15 protein-coding genes and 3 pseudogenes are annotated in these 16,812 nt (G+C 71.5%); 16 read left to right on the plus strand and 2 right to left on the minus strand.

The window, feature by feature from the left end; all coding sequences use genetic code 11:
- Positions 1–31 precede the first annotated feature (31 nt).
- From ACH4S9_RS44230 to ACH4S9_RS44260, 7 genes and pseudogenes are all read left to right on the plus strand, one after another.
- A pseudogene (locus ACH4S9_RS44230) lies at positions 32–328 on the plus strand (aldehyde dehydrogenase family protein); the annotation flags it as partial.
- Between the two features lie 25 nt (positions 329–353).
- Positions 354–1,250: pseudogene (locus tag ACH4S9_RS44235) on the plus strand (aldehyde dehydrogenase family protein); the annotation flags it as partial.
- A gap of 42 nt (positions 1,251–1,292) precedes the next feature.
- Positions 1,293–2,204: a transketolase gene (locus ACH4S9_RS44240; protein WP_398377222.1), complete on the plus strand. Its 912-nt coding sequence runs from the start codon at positions 1,293–1,295 to the stop codon at positions 2,202–2,204.
- A 17-nt stretch (positions 2,205–2,221) separates the two neighbouring features.
- Positions 2,222–2,464 (plus strand): annotated as a pseudogene (locus tag ACH4S9_RS44245) (transketolase family protein); the annotation flags it as partial.
- A gap of 121 nt (positions 2,465–2,585) precedes the next feature.
- On the plus strand, positions 2,586–3,644 hold the full coding sequence (locus ACH4S9_RS44250; RefSeq protein WP_398377223.1) for a cytochrome P450: 1,059 nt from the start codon (positions 2,586–2,588) through the stop codon (positions 3,642–3,644).
- A 34-nt stretch (positions 3,645–3,678) separates the two neighbouring features.
- Positions 3,679–4,875, plus strand: a complete 1,197-nt coding sequence (locus ACH4S9_RS44255; RefSeq protein WP_398377225.1) for a cytochrome P450 — start codon at positions 3,679–3,681, stop codon at positions 4,873–4,875.
- Positions 4,876–5,104: 229 nt separating this feature from the next.
- Positions 5,105–5,431, plus strand: a complete 327-nt coding sequence (locus ACH4S9_RS44260; protein WP_311728036.1) for a helix-turn-helix transcriptional regulator — start codon at positions 5,105–5,107, stop codon at positions 5,429–5,431.
- On the opposite strand, the gene ACH4S9_RS44265 is transcribed toward ACH4S9_RS44260, so the two are convergent.
- Positions 5,421–6,797, minus strand: coding sequence for an FAD-binding oxidoreductase (locus tag ACH4S9_RS44265; protein WP_398377227.1), 1,377 nt, complete (start codon positions 6,795–6,797; stop codon positions 5,421–5,423). The two genes, ACH4S9_RS44260 and ACH4S9_RS44265, sit on opposite strands and share 11 nt — an antisense overlap.
- A 160-nt stretch (positions 6,798–6,957) precedes the next feature.
- On the opposite strand from ACH4S9_RS44265, the gene ACH4S9_RS44270 reads away from it, so the two are divergent.
- The 9 genes from ACH4S9_RS44270 to fabG all read left to right on the plus strand — a co-directional run bounded on the left by ACH4S9_RS44270 (position 6,958) and on the right by fabG (position 16,214).
- A complete protein-coding gene (locus tag ACH4S9_RS44270; RefSeq protein ID WP_311728034.1) occupies positions 6,958–7,977 on the plus strand; it encodes a beta-ketoacyl-ACP synthase III in 1,020 nt (339 codons plus the stop codon).
- 43 nt (positions 7,978–8,020) lie between these two features.
- Positions 8,021–8,263, plus strand: coding sequence for an acyl carrier protein (locus tag ACH4S9_RS44275; RefSeq protein WP_311728033.1), 243 nt, complete (start codon positions 8,021–8,023; stop codon positions 8,261–8,263).
- Entirely contained in the window at positions 8,260–9,483 is a 1,224-nt protein-coding gene (locus ACH4S9_RS44280; RefSeq protein WP_311728032.1) for a beta-ketoacyl-ACP synthase II, read from the plus strand. Before ACH4S9_RS44275 ends, ACH4S9_RS44280 begins: the two co-directional genes overlap by 4 nt.
- 61 nt (positions 9,484–9,544) lie before the next feature.
- Positions 9,545–11,386, plus strand: a complete 1,842-nt coding sequence (locus tag ACH4S9_RS44285; RefSeq protein WP_398377231.1) for an acyl-CoA dehydrogenase — start codon at positions 9,545–9,547, stop codon at positions 11,384–11,386.
- Between the two features lie 5 nt (positions 11,387–11,391).
- Entirely contained in the window at positions 11,392–11,814 is a 423-nt protein-coding gene (locus ACH4S9_RS44290) for a thioesterase family protein (RefSeq protein ID WP_311728030.1), read from the plus strand.
- Position 11,815: 1 nt separating this feature from the next.
- Positions 11,816–12,730 carry a fumarylacetoacetate hydrolase family protein gene (locus tag ACH4S9_RS44295; RefSeq protein WP_398377233.1) on the plus strand — a complete coding sequence of 305 codons (915 nt, stop codon included), beginning with the start codon at positions 11,816–11,818 and terminating at the stop codon, positions 12,728–12,730.
- On the plus strand, positions 12,727–14,325 hold the full coding sequence (locus ACH4S9_RS44300) for an acyl-CoA carboxylase subunit beta (RefSeq protein WP_398377235.1): 1,599 nt from the start codon (positions 12,727–12,729) through the stop codon (positions 14,323–14,325). Before ACH4S9_RS44295 ends, ACH4S9_RS44300 begins: the two co-directional genes overlap by 4 nt.
- A gap of 34 nt (positions 14,326–14,359) precedes the next feature.
- Entirely contained in the window at positions 14,360–15,442 is a 1,083-nt protein-coding gene (locus tag ACH4S9_RS44305; protein ID WP_311728027.1) for a branched-chain amino acid aminotransferase, read from the plus strand.
- A 52-nt stretch (positions 15,443–15,494) separates the two neighbouring features.
- Complete coding sequence (fabG, locus tag ACH4S9_RS44310; RefSeq protein WP_311728026.1) at positions 15,495–16,214, plus strand: 3-oxoacyl-[acyl-carrier-protein] reductase; 720 nt, start codon at positions 15,495–15,497, stop codon at positions 16,212–16,214.
- A gap of 3 nt (positions 16,215–16,217) precedes the next feature.
- Here the strand turns inward: fabG and ACH4S9_RS44315 are convergent, their stop codons facing one another.
- The gene (locus tag ACH4S9_RS44315; protein WP_311728025.1) at positions 16,218–16,796 is read right to left on the minus strand and encodes an XRE family transcriptional regulator; all 579 of its coding nucleotides are present in this window, start codon (positions 16,794–16,796) and stop codon (positions 16,218–16,220) included.
- Between the last annotated feature and the right edge of the window lie 16 nt (positions 16,797–16,812).

Raw genomic sequence — 16,812 nt, forward strand, 5'->3', positions numbered from 1 at the left:
AGCCGAAGGACCCCTCCTCGCTCTCACCCGCCTCGCCGATGCCATCACCGCGGACTCCGAGAACCTGGCCCGGCTGGAGAGCGAGGACACCGGCAAGCCGATCGGCCAGGCCCGTGCCGACGCGGCCGTCTGCGCCCGCTACTTCCAGTTCTACGGCCATGCCATCGACACCTACTACGGCGACACCATTCCGGTGCGACCCGATATCCAGGCGTACACCACGCGCGAACCGTTCGGTGTCACCGGACACATCGTCGCCTGGAACTACCCCATGCAGCTGTTCGCCCGCGGGGTCGCACCGGCCATCGCCACCGGCAACTGCGCGGTAGTCAAACCGGCCGGACGAGACCCCGCGCACCTCCGTACGGCTGGCGGAACTGGCGGTGGCGGCCGGCATCCCCGACGGGGTGGTCAACGTCGTGCCCGGCATCGGCGCCGAGGCCGGCGCCGCGCTCACCGCCCATCCGGACATACGCCAGATCGGCTTCGTCGGCTCGACGGCCGTCGGCGCCCGGGTCGCGCACGCCGCCGCCCACCGGGTCGTGCCCACCACGCTCGAACTGGGCGGCAAGTCCGCGCACGTGGTCTTCCCCGACGCCGACCTCGAAGCCGCCGCCGAGGCCGTCACCAAGGGGATCCTCCAGAATGCCGGTCAGACCTGCTCGGCCGGATCCCGGCTGATCGTGCACCGCGACGCGCACACCGAGATGGTGGCTCGGCTGACCGCGGCCTTCTCTGCGGTCCGCATCGGCCCTGGTGCCACCGATCCCGACCTGGGGCCCCTGGTGTCGAGGAAACAGCAGTCCAGGGTCGCCGACTTCATCGACACCCTCACCTCGGGCGAGGTCCTGGTCGGCGGCACGGCCCCGGCCGACCCGGAGCTCGGCTCCGGCGCGTACTACGCACCCACCCTCGTCGACGGCGTGGACCCGGGCAGCCGGATCGCTCAGGAGGAGGTCTTCGGCCCCGTGCTGGCGGTGATGAGCTTCGACCGCCCCGAGGAAGCGGTGCGGCTGGCCAACTGCACGCCGTACGCGCTCATGGGCGCCGTCTGGACGTCGGACATCACCCGGGCCCTGACCGTCGCCCGTGGCATCGAGGCCGGACAGGTGTACATCAACGCGTTCGGCGCCCGCGGCGGCGTGGAGCTGCCGTTCGGTGGTTTCCGCGGATCCGGCTACGGACGGGAAAAGGGGGTGGCGGCGCTGGACGCCTGCACCCAGAGCAAGACCTTCATCATCAAGCTCTGATCGGCCGGCGGTCGTACGCCGGAAAGGACCATGCGAGCAACCATGACCGTCGCCCCCTGTACGGCGCCGCCGACCGACCGGCAGCGCCCGACCGACGAACAACTCGGCCACCTGGCCACCCGGGCCCGAGAGCTCATCCTGCGCACCGCTCACCAGGCCGGAGCCGGCCACGTCGGCGGCTCCCTGTCCGCCGCCGACCTGCTGGTGACCCTCTACTTCGACGAGCTGCGGATCGACCCGGCCCGGCCCGCCGCGCCGGAGCGGGACCGTTTCGTCCTCTCCAAGGGGCACTGCGCACTCGGCCTCTACGCCGTCCTCGCGATGCGGGGCTACTTCGACGTCGCCGAACTCGCCGACTTCGACAAGGGCGGTTCACGGCTCCAGATGCACCCTGACATGACCAGGCTGCCCGGGGTCGAGATGTCGACCGGATCGCTCGGCCAGGGCCTGTCCGCCGGCGTGGGCATGGCGCTGGGCGCGCGGCTGGGCGGCTCCGCCTCGGCCCCGGACTCACGTACGTATGTGCTGCTCGGAGACGGGGAGCTCCAGGAGGGCATGACCTGGGAGGCGGCGCATGTGGCACCCCGCTACCGGCTCGGCCACCTGGTCGCGGTGCTCGACCACAACGGCCTTCAGCAGTACGGCTGGCCGCGCGGCGCCGACGACCGCGGCGACCGGCGCGACCCGTGGGCGGGCGTCGACCTGCGCGCCACCTTCACCGGTCTCGGCTGGCGGGTGCTGGAGATCGACGGCAACGACATCGCCGCGATCCGGGCCGCGTTCGCCGAGGCCGGGCAGGCCGAAGCCATCGACCGGCCCACGATGATCCTCGCCACCACCCGCAAGGGCCACGGCGTCTCCTTCGCGGAGATGACCATCAAGTGGCACACCGGTGCGCCGAATGACGAGCAACTCGCGGCGGCGCTCGCCGAGTTGGGTGGGGTAGCCGAATGACCACACCGACGACATCGATGCGTCAGACATCGGACGCCACCCTGGTCGCGCTCGGCGACGAGGACCCGCGGACCGTGGTGCTCGACGGCGATCTGGCCACCAGCACCAAGGCCGACGCCTTCGCCCAGGCGCACCCGGAGCGGTTCCTCCAGATGGGCATCGCCGAGCAGAACCTGGTCGGCGTCGCCGTGGGGCTGGTGACCACCGGACTGGTGCCGTGGCTGTCCTCCTTCGGGGTGTTCTTCTCCCACCGCGCCGTGGACCCGATCCGGATGCTCGTCGCGCAGACCGACGCCAATGTGCGGCTGATGGTCGAACGCAGCCGGATCATCACCGCGCGGCTGTCCGGCCGGGGGGCGATGGCGCTGCTGGCCGTGACCGTTGACGACGGACGAGCCGCGCCTGAAGGGGCTGGCCCTGCTGGACCGGGACCCCTCGGACCACACCCGGCTGCGGAAGCTGGTCTCCAAGGCGTTCACCGCGCGGGCCATCAACGCCATGGAGCCGCAGATCCGCTCGCTCGTCGGCGACGCGCTCGACGCCATCGCCGAAGCCGGCAGCGTCGACCTGGTCGAGGCACTGGCGTTCCCGCTGCCGTTCACCGTGGTCTCGCGGATGCTCGGCATGCCGCCGACCGACAACGAACGGCTGCGCATGCTCTCCCACACCCTGATGCGCTCCGTCGAACCCACCACCGACCCCGTGGTGATGAGGGCCGTCGAGGCGGCCGACGCGGAGCTGTTCGACCTGGTCGGCGAGGCCGTCTCCTGGAAGCGGGACCACCCCGCCGACGACCTGCTCACCGCACTGATCACCGCCGAGGACAACGGGGACGCGCTCACCCACGACGAGCTGGTCGCCCAGGTCGCCATGTTGTACGTCGCGGGTCACGAGACGACCGTGAACCTGCTCTCTGGTGGAACTCTCGCGCTGCTGCGCAACCCGGACCAACTGAAGCTCCTGCGCGACACGCCGGACCTCATCGGGAACGCCGTCGAGGAGCTGCTGCGCTACGACGCGCCCGTGCACAACAGCAGGCGGGTGACGCTGGAGACCTACCACGTCGGCGGTTACGAGATCCCGCCCGGGTCGTTCATCCTCGCCAACCTGGCCGGGGCCAACCGCGACGAGACGTTCTGGGGTTCCGACGCGGAGGAGCTCCGGCTGGACCGGGAGAACGCCCGCCGCCATCTGTCCTTCGGCGCCGGCATCCACCACTGCCTCGGCGCGGCGCTGGCCCGCATCGAAGGCAGGGTGGCCATCGGCGAGCTGGTGCGGCGGTTCCCCGCGCTGAGCCTGGACGGCGACGTCGAGTGGAACGGTCTGCTCAGCCTGCGAGCGCGGCCCGGATGCCGGTCCGGGTGTGAGCCGTGGGAACACCGGCCCGGCCCGGACGCGAGCCGCCGGACCGGCACCCCCGCACGACCTCCACCTCCATGAACAGCGAGAGCGACCAAGAACGGATCCATTGCCCATGACCAGTGTTGACCGCGACACCGTGCGCGCCGTCAGTGACCTCCCGGTGGCCGAGCGGCGGGACGACGCCTGGCGGATGCTGATGGCCGGCCCGGAGCCGGCGCGCATGGCCGACGGCCTGGCGGTGACCAGCCTCGCCGCCGTCAAGGCGGTGCTCAGAGAACCGAACCGGTTCTCCGCCAAGAAGGCGTTCGACGCCGTGGAGACCGGTTACCCCCTCATCCCCCTGGCCTTCGATCCCCCCGAGCAGACCCGCTACCGGCGGATCCTGCAACCCTTCTTCGGCCCGCGCCGGATCCGGGCCCTGGAGGAGTCGCTGCGGGCCCAGGCCATCGATCTCGTCGAGGCCGTGAAGGCCCGTGGCGGCTGCGACTTCGTCGCGGACATCGCCGTTCCCTTCCCGGTGCAGGCGCTGCTGACCCTGCTGGGACTGCCGCTGGAGGACCGCGACCGCTTCATCGAGTCGAAGAACGCAGCCCTCGAACTCACCGCCGACGCCGTCGGCGAGCTGACCCTCACCGACGAGGAGCGCGTCGCCAGGGTGGCACAGACCATGGCCCTGGGCGGCTATCTGACGAAGCTGATAGAGACCCGTCGCACCCGTCCGGGCGACGATGTCCTCAGCGAGATCCTGGCCATCGACGGCGACGACCGCCTCTCCGACACGGAAGCCATGGGCGTGTGCCTCATGCTCGTGCTCGCCGGTCTGGAGACCGTCACCGACGCGCTGAGCCTCGGGATGGAGCGGCTGGCCACCCATCCCGAGCGGCGCCGGGAGCTGGCGGACGACCCCTCTCTCGTGCCGGCCGCCGTGGAGGAACTGCTGCGGCTCGACCCACCGGCCCCGTTCCTGCCCCGGGTCACCACCGAGGACGTCGAGATCGCGGGCTGCCCCGTCCAAGCCGGGACCCTGGTCAACACCCATCTGACCACGGCCAACCGGGACGAGACCTGCTGGCCGCGCCCCCATGACATCGACTTCCACCGCCCGGACAACCCGCACACCAGCTTCGGCGTCGGCGTGCACCGCTGCCTGGGCACACACCTGGCGCGTCTGGAGATGCAGCTCCTCTTCGAGGAGTGGCACCGCCGGGTCCCTGAGTACGCCATCGCCGAGGGCACCTCGCACCGGGCCAGGCTGGTACGCGCGAACATCGGGATGGAGTCGCTTCGGCTGACGATCCCGACGGCGTGACCGCAGCGTCGAAAAGGCCGCTCCCGAGTGCAGGGAGCGGCCTTTCGCCATTCGCCAGTCGGAATGGGGAAAGAATCTCAAAAATTTCGGCGCGCACTACTGTTTCGACATCACAAGGACACACGCACACCATGGGCATCTCTTCCCCGGGGCGCGATTAGATTGACATAAGCCGTCCAGCCTTTGCTTTATCCGGGGTCAGGGCTATCGGCGTGCTGTGGAGGGGATCATGATGTCCTTGACGGGAATTCATGGTAAGAGCTGGGATGCTGTCCTGGCCGCTATTACGCTGCTTTCCCAGCGTGAGCTGGAGGTGTTCGGCCTGCTGGGGGAGGGTGCCTCCAACCGCACCATTTCCAGCGTGCTCGCGATCAGCGAGCGCACCGCCAAAGCCCATGTGGCACAGATCCTGGCCAAACTCGACGTGGAATCCAGACTCCAGGCCGGCATCGTCGCCTTCGCCTGGGAAGTGGTCACGCACAACGGCGATGCGCGAGCGCTCCCCTCCTGGAGATCCGTCCCGCGATGCGGACCGGCGGCCGTCGTCAGACCGTGAAGACCTTTCCCGGGTTGAGGATCCCCGCCGGATCCCACACGCGCTTGATACCGCGGTGCAGGTCCAGCACGGCCGGGCTGAGCTCCCTGGCCAGGCCGCGCATCTTCAGCAGGCCCACCCCGTGCTCGCCGGTGACCGTGCCGCCCAGCGCTATCGCCTCGTCGACCACCTCCTCGAAGACCTCCCGGCCCCGGGCCAGTTCCCGCTCGTCGCCGCGCGGCACGACCAGCATCGGGTGCAGATTGCCGTCCCCGGCGTGGGCGATGCTCGCGATGCGTACGCCGTGCCGCTCGGCGGTGCGCTCCAGACGGGCGAACATCTCGGGGACGAGGGTGCGCGGCACGCAGATGTCCTCGCTGAGCACCATGCCCAGACGTTCCAGCGCGGGGTAGACCAGGCGGCGGGCGGCGAACAGGGCGTCCGCCTCGGCCGGGTCGCCGGAGCGGGCGCTCCAGGCGGCGCCGGCGGCTTCGAAGCAGGCCAGCACCGTGTCGGCCTCCTGCGCACCGGCGGCTCCGGGCGCGTCGCAGCGGGCCAGCAGCAGCACGTTGCCGCCGTCGGTGAGACCCATGTTCTTCCACTCGTCGACGGCGCGCAGGCAAAAGCGATCGACGAGTTCGAGGGCGCTGGGGACGACGCCGGAGGCCACCACATGGGCGACGGCCCGACCGGCGCTCGGCAGATCGTCGAAGTAGCCGACGACGGTCTGCTCCTGGGCGCGCTCGCCGCGCAGCCGCAGGGTGACCTCGGTGACCAGGCCCAGGGTGCCCTCGGAACCCACCAGCAGGCCGGCCAGTTCGAAACCGGCCGAGCTCTTGGCGGTCCGCCGGCCCAGCCGGACCACCTCGCCCCGGCCGGTGACCACCTCAAGGCCGAGCACGTAGTCGCGGGTCACGCCGTACTTCACGCAGCACAGGCCGCCCGCGTTGGTGGCGACGTTCCCGCCGATGGTGGACCAGGGCGCGCTGGCCGGGTCGGGCGGGTACCAGAGGCCCTTGGCGGCACACGCGGCCCGCAGGTCGTCGTTCACGACGCCGGGCTGCACCACGGTCAGACGCTCGTCCGGGTCGATGCGCAGGATGCGGTCCATCGCGGCGAAGGAGACGACCACGCAGCCGTCGACGGCGTTGGCGCCGCCGGACAGGCCGGTGCCGGCACCGCGGGCCACCACGGGCACGCCTCGTTCGGCGCAGTACGCCACGACCGCCGCGACCTCGGCGGAGTCACGTGGCCGCACCACGGCCGCCGGGAGGGCGTAGGGCGCGCCGGCGGCCTCGTCGTGGGCGAAGGACGCCAGCCGGGCCGGGTCGGTGAGCACCTGTCCGGCCGGGAGGAGCCCTGCGAGTTCAGAAGGTGTCGAGGTCATCTTCGCGAGGTTCGCACCGGGCGGGGAGAGCGGGCAATTGGCCCTTGGTACACGCCCCGCCGGGTGTACCAAGGGCCAATTGCCCGGCCGTCCGGCCATCGGAAAACCTGACTCAACGCCGGCTTCAGGGCGTGGACGCGGCCATCAGGAGGGCGAGTCAATGACGGCGGTACTCACGGGAATCGGAGGCTTCCTCCCGCCCCGGGCAGTCACCAACGACGACCTTTCGCGCACGCTGGACACCACGGACGACTGGATCCGCACCAGGACCGGGATCCGGGAACGCCGGGTCGTCTCCGACGGCCTGTCGACGGGGAGCATGGCCGTGGCGGCCGGCGCCCGGGCCATGCGGTCGGCGGGGGTGACCCGGGTGGACGCGGTGGTCGTGGCGACCACCTCGCCCGAGCGGCTCTGCCCGGCGGTGGCGCCCGAGGTCGCGTTCCGGCTGGGCCTCGGCACCGTGGCCGCCTTCGATCTGACCTCGGCGTGCAGTGGGTTCCTGTACGGGCTCGCCACCGTGTCCGGCCTGATCGGCTCCGGCACCGCCGACACCGTCCTGTTCATCGGGTCGGAGGCGTTCACCACGCTGGTGAACCAGGAGGACCGGACCACGGCACCGATCTTCGGCGACGGCGCGGGCGCGGTGGTGCTGCGCCGCGGCGAGCCGGACGAGCCCGGAGCGCTGGGCCCGTTCGACCTCGGCAGCGACGGCGCGCTGGCCGATCTGCTCGCCATCCCGGCCGGCGGTTCGCGGCAGCGTTCCGCCGACGACGGGCTCGGGCACGGCACGGTGCCGACGGCGGACTGGTACCTGCGGATGGACGGCCGCCCGCTGTACGCGCAGGCCGTCGAGCGGATGACGCAGTCGGCGCAGACGGTCCTCAAGCGCGCCGACTGGTCGGTGGCGGACGTCGACTGGTTCGTCGGTCACCAGGCCAACATCCGCATCGTGCGGGCGGTCGCGGAGGAGCTGGAGCTTCCCGGGGAGCGGGTCGCGGTGAACATCGACCGGGTGGGCAACACCCTGGCGGCGTCGGTGCCCCTGCTGCTCAACGACTACGCCGCCCGGGGTGACCTGGAGGCGGGCCAGCGGGTGCTGCTCTCCGCCTTCGGGGCCGGCCTGTCCTGGGGCTCGACCACTCTGCACTGGCCGGACATCCAGGCCCAGCCCGTCAACTGATCGTCAGATCTTCGTCCCTTCACCCGATCCAGGAGGAAACACCATGAGCTCCACCCACGACTCCGTCGTCGAGGTCTTCGTCACCCGCTTCGGTCTCGACCCGGAGGAAGTGGTGCCCGAGGCCACCTTCGACGACCTCGGCCTCGACTCACTGTCACAGATCGAGCTGGCCACCGCCCTGAAGAAGCGCCTGGGCATTGTGATCAGCGACGAGGAGCTGTCCGAGATCTCCGTCGTCGCGGACATCGTCGCCATGGTGGAGCAGAAGGGCGCCGCCGTCCGATGACCGGTTTCGCCGCCGCGATCACCGGGATCGGGCTGGTCACGCCCGCCGGTATCGGGATCAAGGAGAACTGGGACCGCGTGGTCGAGGGCCGGCCCGCGGCGGCGCACCACGCCGACCTGGACGGCCTGCCGGTGACCATGGCCTGCAAGGTGCCCGGCTTCGACCCGGACGGCCTCGGGCTGCGCGGCGCCTGGCAGTGGGACCGCTACGCCCGGTTCGCCATCGTCGCCGCGCGCGAGGCCCTGGAACAGGCCGGACTCAGCCCCGGCGCGTGGGCGGACAGTGCGCGGGTGGCCGTGATCCTCGGCTCGGGTGCCGGCGGTACCGCGACCCTGGAGGAGCAGCACCGGGTGATGATCGAGGAGGGGCCGTCGGAGGTGTCCCCGATGACCCTGCCGATGGGGCTGCTCAACATGGCGGCGGGCCAGGTGGCGATCGACATCGGCGCCAACGGGCCCTGCATGGCCCCGTGCACGGCGTGCGCCGCCGGGGCGAGCGCGATCGGGCTGGGCCGGGAGCTGATCCGGTCGGGGGCGGCCGACATCGTCGTGGCCGGCGGAGCCGAGGCGCCGATCACCCCGCTGTACATGTCCTCGTTCGCCAGGATGCGGGCCCTGTCGCGGCGGCTGGATTCCCCGCGGACCGCGTCCCGCCCGTTCGACGCGGCCCGTGACGGGTTCGTGCTCGGCGAGGGAGCCGGGGTCGTCGTCCTGGAGTCCGAGGAGCACGCACGCGCCCGGGGAGCGCGGCCGGTGGCCCGGGTGATCGGGTACGGCGCCTCCGCGGACGCACACCATGTCACCTCCCCTCACCCCGAGGGCAGGGGCGCCGAGCTGGCGGTCCGTGCGGCCCTCGAGGACGCCGGGCTGACCGGCCGGGACATCGGGTACGTCAACGCCCACGGCACCTCCACCCCGCTCAACGACGTCGTCGAGGCCGGGGTGATCCACCGCGTCGCCGGGACGGACGTCCAGGTCAGCTCCACCAAGGGGGTCACCGGACATCCGCTGGGCGCGGCCGGGGCCATCGAGGCCGCGTTCGCGGCGCTCACCGTGCACCACGGTGTGCTCCCGCCGACGGCGAGCACCACCGAGGTCGACCCCAGGGTGGAGGTGGACGTCGTGCACGGCGCGGCGCGCCGCGGCCGCGTGGACGTGGCGCTGAGCAACTCCTTCGGCTTCGGCGGCCAGAACGCCGCCCTGCTGCTCGCGTCCGCCTGACCGCGGCGGCCCACCCCTTCTGCCGGTCTTCACGATCCGAACCGCGGGAAAGGACCCACAGATGACCCCGTCGGCCTCCGCCGACCTGTCCCGGCTGCTCTTCGACGGCAGGTACGAGCAGACGCACCAGGACCTCCATGAGCTGCTGCTGGACCCCTTGTTCGACCCCCGCGAGGGGCTGAACATGGACGAGGCCGGGAAGCTGGCCTACGAGCGGTCGCGGGCCGTGCACGCCGGGCTGGAGCGCCCGCGGGAGATCCTGGCGGACCCGTGGCGGCTGTTCGCGCTGGCCGAGTGGCCGTCACTGGTGGACGTCTCCACGTTCTCGCTGCTGATGGTGCACTACAACCTCGCCTTCGGCACCGTCGTGGAGCACGGCGCCCGGGACGACCTGAAGGACCTGTTCGACGAACTGGACCGGCTGGACTCGTTCAGCCCGTACATGGCCACCGAGCTGGGCTACGGCAACAACGTGGCCGCGCTGCGCACCGAGGCCGTGTACGACGCCGCGAGCGAGACGTTCGTGCTGAACACCCCCGACGCGCTCGCGCAGAAGTACATGTCGTACAGCGGGTTCCAGGACATCCCGAAGCTGGCCGTGGTGATGGCCCGGCTGAAGGCGGACGGCAAGGACCACGGCGTGTTCCCGTTCCTGGTCCGGATCAGCGACCGCGACGGGCTGTGCGCGGGCGTGCACGCGGCGCCGTGCCCGGAGAAACCGGTGCAGGGCCTGGACAACGGCCTCACCTGGTTCGACCATGTGCGGGTCCCGCGCCGCAACCTGCTCCACGGCGACATGGGCGGCTTCGACGAGAACGGCACCTTCCGCCCGGCCTCCGGCAACCAGCGCAGGCGGTTCCTGCGCGCGATGAGCCGGATCCTGCCCGGGCGGCTGTGCGTCTCCAGCGCGGCGACAGGCGCGGGCCGGGCCGGTGTGTACATCGCCCTGCGGTACGCGGCACGGCGGCTCACCAACGCGCCCGGCCGCAACGACCTTCCGGTCATCGAGTACCGCAGCCACCAGCTCGCGCTGTTCACCGCGCTGGCCAAGACGTACGCGATGACCCTGCTGCTCAACCACGCCAAGCGGGAGTTCACAGGGGCGCCGCGGGACTCCGCGCCGGCCGAGCTCAACCATCTGGTGTCGATCACCAAGGCGCTGACCACCTGGGAGATGACCGAGACCATCGCCACCTGCCGGGAGCGCTGCGGGGCCCAGGGCATCTTCAGCGTCAACCGGATCGCGGACTACGGGTCGCTGCTCCAGGGCCTGGTCACCGCGGAGGGCGACAACCAGGTCCTGCTGGCCACCACAGCCGGACAGATCATCGCGCAGAGCGGCGACGTCGAAGAGCCGGGCGCGGCCCCCGACCCGCGGGGCCGGAGCCTGCGCGACCCGGCGTTCCTGGTGGCCGTCCTGCGCCACCGGGAACAGGAACTGCTCCGGGCGGCTCGGGCGGCCATGACGGACGACTCCCAGGACCGGACGTACTTCGAGGCGTGGAACGGCACCATCAACACCGGCCTCGAGATGGCCCGGGCGCGCGGGGTGCGCACGGCGCTGGAGTGCCTCGCCGCCGCGGTGGACGCGGCGCGGGACGAGACGGCGAGGGCGGCGCTCGCCTTGCTGGCCGCGCTGTACGGGCTGACCGAGGTGCGGCGGGACGCCGGCTGGTTCCTGGCGCGCGGCGCGCTGACGGCCGAGCAGGTGGAGCGGCTGCCACGGGAGGCGGACGCCCTGTGCGCGGAACTCCAGCCGTACGCCGACACACTGACCGGTGGGTTCAACCTGTCCCCGGAACTGCTGCGGGCGCCGATCGCGGCGGACGACTACGTGGCCGCCTTCCAGTGGCGGACCGGCGCCCTGGGCCCGGCCGCCGCCCGCACCGCCGAGGGAAGCTGAACGGGATGGCGCGGCACAGCTACTACTGCCCGATCCGCTGGTCCGACATGGACATCTACGGGATCGTCAACAACGTCTCCTACCTGCGCTATCTGGAGGAGGCCCGGGTCGACTTCATCTTCCGGATGGCGCCGACCGAGGGCGACGCCTTCTTCCGGGACGGCTCGGTGGTGGTGGAGCACAGGATCCGCTACCGGCGGCAGTTGGCGCACCGGCACGAGCCGGTCGAGATCGAGATGTGGGTCTCCGACCTTCAGTCGGCGACGGTGGCCATCGACTACGCGGTCAAGGACGGCGACACCGTGTACGCCACCGCCTCGACGGTGATGGCGCCGTTCGACTACCAGGCGGGCCGACCCCGACGGCTGACCGACGACGAAACCCGCTTCTTCGAGAAGTACCTCGACGACCCCCAGGGGGGCGGCTGACATGCGGCTGCTGCGGATCGGCCCGCCGGGCGGGGAGCGGCCCTGCGCCGTGGGCCCCGGCGGGATCGTCCGGGATCTGTCGGCGTGGGTGACCGACTGGACGGGCGCGGCCCTGGACCCGGACGCGCTGCGGGAGCTGGGGGCACGGCTGGAGCGGGAGGCCGCCGGGCGGCCGGCGGTCGACCCGGCCGCCGAGCGGGTCGGGCCGCCCGTCCGTCCGGGCGGGCATCTGCTGTCGATCGGGCTCAACTACCGGATGCACGCCGCCGAGGCGGGCCTGGCGCTGCCGGACGAGCCGATCGTCTCCAGCAAGGCGCCGTCCACCCTGGTCGGCCCATATGACGATCTGCTGCTGCCCCCCGGCGGAGAGAAGACCGACTGGGAGGTCGAGCTGGCCGTGGTGATCGGGCGGCGCGCCCAGTATCTGCCGGACCGCGCCGCCGCGCGGGCCCATGTCGCGGGATTCGCCACCGGTGACGACGTGTCCGAGCGGAGCTGGCTGCTGGAGCGCGGCGGCCAGTGGGTGAAGGGCAAGTCGTTCGAGTCCTTCAGCCCGCTGGGCCCGTATCTGGTCACCCCGGACGAAGCCGGTGATCCGCAGCGGCTGCGGCTGACCTGCCGGGTCAACGGCCGGCTGATGCAGGACGGGACCACCGCCGACATGGTCTTCGACGTGGCCCATCTGGTCTGGTACCTGAGCCAGTTCATGGTGCTGCACCCGGGTGACGTGGTGCTGACCGGGACGCCCGGCGGGGTCGCCCTGGGCCGCCCGGACCAGCCGTATCTGCGGGCCGGTGACGTGGTGGAGGCGGAGGTGGCGGGACTGGGCGCGCACCGGCAGCGCTGCCGCGCGGCCCCAGCCGTACGGGCCGTCGTACCGGCCGGCCGGTCCCGGAAGGAGAGGGAGAGCAGATGACGACCGTTCAGCGGGAACTCATCGGCCGGGCGCCGCGCGTGTCCCCTGACACCCGGGCGCGGGTGGCCGAGCTGCACGCCGCCAAGGAGCAGGCCCGTCGTGGCCCGAGCGACCGCGCGACCCGGGCGCAGCACGCCAAGGGCAAGCTGACCGCCCGCGAGCGTATCGACCTGCTGCTGGACCCGGGGTCGTTCGCCGAGGTGGAACCGTTGCGCCGACACCGGGCGGTCGGCTTCGGGATCGAGGAACGCAGACCGCACACGGACGGTGTGATCACAGGCTGGGGCACGGTCGAGGGCCGCACCGTGTTCGTCTACGCGCATGACTTCCGGATCTTCGGCGGGGCGCTCGGGGAGGCGCACGCCGAGAAGATCCACAAGATCATGGACATGGCCATCGCGGCCGGTGCGCCGCTGGTTTCGCTCAACGACGGGGCCGGGGCCAGGATCCAGGAAGGCGTGTCGGCCCTCGCCGGCTACGGCGGGATCTTCCAGCGCAATGTGCGGGCCTCCGGGGTGATACCGCAGATATCGGTGATCCTGGGGCCGTGCGCGGGCGGCGCGGCGTACTCCCCGGCGCTGACCGACTTCGTGTTCATGGTGCGCGGCACCTCGCAGATGTTCATCACCGGGCCGGACGTGGTGAAGGCCGTGACCGGTGAGGACGTCACCCAGGAGCGGCTCGGCGGCGCCGATGTGCACGCGGAGCTGTCGGGCGTGTCCCACTTCGTGTACGAGGACGAGCCGACCTGCCTGAGCGAGGTCCGTTACCTGCTCTCCCTGTTGCCGTCCAACAACCAGCAGGACCCGCCCTTCGCACCGTGCACGGCCGCCGCCGACCGGCGCGGCGAGGCGCTGCTCGGCCTGGTTCCGGCCGAGGGCAGGCTGCCGTACGACATGCGCCGGGTGATCGAGGAGATCGTCGACCACGGCGACTTTCTGGAGGTCCATGAGCGGTGGGCCCCCAACATCCTGTGCGGTCTTGCCCGGCTCGGCGGGCAGGTGGTCGGCATCGTCGCCAATCAGCCGATCGCGCTGGCCGGGGTGCTGGACATCAAGGCCAGCGAAAAGGCCGCCCGCTTCGTGCGCATGTGCGACGCGTTCAACATTCCGCTGCTGTCCCTGGTGGATGTGCCGGGCTTTCTGCCGGGGGTGGACCAGGAGCACGGCGGGGTGATCCGGCACGGCGCGAAGCTGCTGTACGCGTTCTGTGAGGCTACGGTGCCGCGAGTACAGCTGATCCTGCGCAAGGCGTACGGCGGGGCGTACATCGTGATGGACTCCCGCTCGATCGGCACTGATCTTTCCTACGCCTGGCCGACCAACGAGATCGCGGTCATGGGCGCCGAGGGCGCCGCGAACGTTATCTTCCGTAAACAGATCGCGGAGGCGGCCGACCCGGAGACCGTGCGGGCCCGGATGGTCAAGGACTACCGGTCGGAGCTGATGCACCCCTACTACGCGGCCGAGCGCGGGCTGGTCGACGACGTGATCGACCCCGCCGAGACCCGGTCGGTGCTGGTACGCGCCTTCCGGATGCTGCGGACCAAGCATGCGGAGCAGCCGTCCCGCAAGCACGCCAACACCCCCCTGTGACCTGTACGCCGCAATCCCCTGCCTCGGAGCGCCCATGACCATCACCTTCACCACCGAGACGGCCGTCCCGCTGCCCGCCGCGGAGCGGGCGGCGCTGCTGGAGGCCCCCGCCTTCGGCGAGGTGTTCACCGACCACATGATCAGCATCGACTGGGACCGGGGGCGGGACTGGCACAGCGCCCGGCTGCATCCCTACGGACCGCTGGTGCTCGACCCGTCGGCCCAGGTCTTCCACTACGGCCAGGAGGTGTTCGAGGGCATGAAGGCGTACCGGCGCCCGGACGGCACGGTGGTGACCTTCCGCCCGTACGCCAACGCGGCCCGGTTCAACCGCTCCAGCGCGCGGATGGCGATGCCGCAGCTGCCCGAGGAAACCTTCGTCGAGGCCCTGGAGATCCTGGTCACCGCCGACCGGGACTGGGTCCCGGAACGGCCCGGGCACAGCCTGTACTTACGGCCGTTCATGATCGCCACGCAGCACACGATCGGCTTCTACGGGCCGTCCGCCGCCTACCGGTTCATGGTGATCGCCTCGCCGGCGGCCGCCTACTTCAAGGCCGGGGCGAAACCGCTCACGGTGTGGCTCTCACAGGACTACACACGGGCGGCTCCCGGGGGCACGGGCGAGGCCAAGTGCGGCGGCAACTACGCGGGCACCCTGGTGGCCCAGGCGCAGGCCCAGGAGATGGGCTGCGACCAGGTGGTGTGGCTGGACTCGGTGGAGCGCCGGTGGGTGGACGAGATGGGCACCAGCAACCTGTTCTTCGTCTACGGCACGAGGCTGGTCACGCCGGAGCTGTCCGGGACGCTGCTGGCCGGGGTCACCCGGGACTCGGTGCTGGCGCTGGCGGCGGAACTCGGCTACCGGACCGAGGAGGGGAGGATCAGCGTGGAGCAGTGGCGGGCCGACGCCGAGTCGGGGGCGCTGACCGAGATGTTCTCCTGCGGCACCTCGTCGATGGTCACACCGGTCGGCTTCGTCAAGAGCGCGGACGGCGACTGGACGATCGGCGGCGGAACGCCCGGCCCGGTCACCTCGCGGCTGCACGCGGAGCTGACGGGAATCCAGACCGGCGCGCGGCCGGACCCGTTCGGCTGGGTTCACAAGATCGCCTGACCGGCCTGACGCCAGGTCCTTGTCCACCGTGGGGAAAGGGTGCGTGGGAATCATGAGCCGTTCGGTCCTGGTGACCGGAGGGAATCGGGGCATCGGCCTCGCGGTCGCCCATGCCTTCGCGGAGGCCGGCGACAGGGTCGCGCTGACCTACCGGACGGGCGAGCCGCCGCAGGCCGCGACCCGGCTCGGCTGCCTCGCCGTCACATGTGACGTCACCGACGCCGATCAGGTGGAGCGGGCGTACAAGGAGGTGGAGGCGGCGCACGGCCCGGTGGAGGTACTGGTGGCGAACGCCGGCATCACCCGGGACCGGCTCCTGATGCGGATGGCCGACCAGGACTTCGCGGAGGTGCTGGACACCAACGTGATGGGGGTCTTCCGAGTGGTCAAGCGGGCCGCCGGGGAGATGGTCGAGGCGCGGCGGGGGCGGATCGTGCTGATCTCCTCGGTGGTCGGTCTGCTCGGCGCGGCCGGGCAGGCCAACTACGCGGCCTCGAAGGCCGGCCTGGTCGGTTTCGCCCGGTCCGTGGCCCGCGAGCTCGGCTCACGGGGCGTCACCTGCAATGTGGTCGCGCCGGGATTCGTCGAGACGGACATGACCAAGGCGCTGAACGACAAACAGCGGGCCGCCATGCTGAGCAAGGTGCCCCTGGGACGCAGTGCACAGGCGGCGGAGGTGGCGGCGGCGGTACGGTTCCTGGCCTCCGAGGACGCCGCCTACATCTCCGGGGCCGTCCTGCCGGTGGACGGCGGCCTGGGCATGGGGCACTGAAGGTCAGAGATGCTCCGAGACGAGCACCGCGCGGGTGGCGGGCTCCAGCGCCTGGAAGACGTGCGGGACATCGGCCGGGTAGCAGATGTAGTCGCCCGGGTGGAGTTCCACCGGCTCGTCGGCGGTGCCCACCAGGGCCCGGCCCGCGCTGATCACCACATGCTCCACGACTCCGGGCAGGTGCGGGGCGGAGGAGCGCTGCGGGCCGGGCTCGGCGGCGATGCTGTAGACGTCCCGCCGGGCCCCGGGCGGGGAGGCGGCGAGGAGGGTGGCCCGGTAGTCGCTCTGGGCGGCGCCTATGCCCGGTCCCTCTCCCGCGCGGATCACCTGGACCTGCGGCCGGGGAACGGCCAACAGCCGGGAGAAGGGGATCTCCAGGGCCACGCAGAGCGCCCACAGCGTCTCCAGGCTGGGGTTTCCGGTGCCGGACTCCAACTGCGAGAGCGTGGACTTGGCAAGCCCGGCCCGGCGGGCCACCTCGGTGAGGGACAGCCCTGCCCGGACGCGTGCCGCCCGCAGGGATGCGGCGATCACTTCGAGCGGCGGCTTGAGCGCGGGGTCGGCGGGGTCGGCATCGGACACGCGGGTTCGCTCCAAT

The organism is Streptomyces sp. NPDC021225 (assembly GCF_044332865.1).
Classification (GTDB): Bacteria; Actinomycetota; Actinomycetes; order Streptomycetales; family Streptomycetaceae; genus Streptomyces.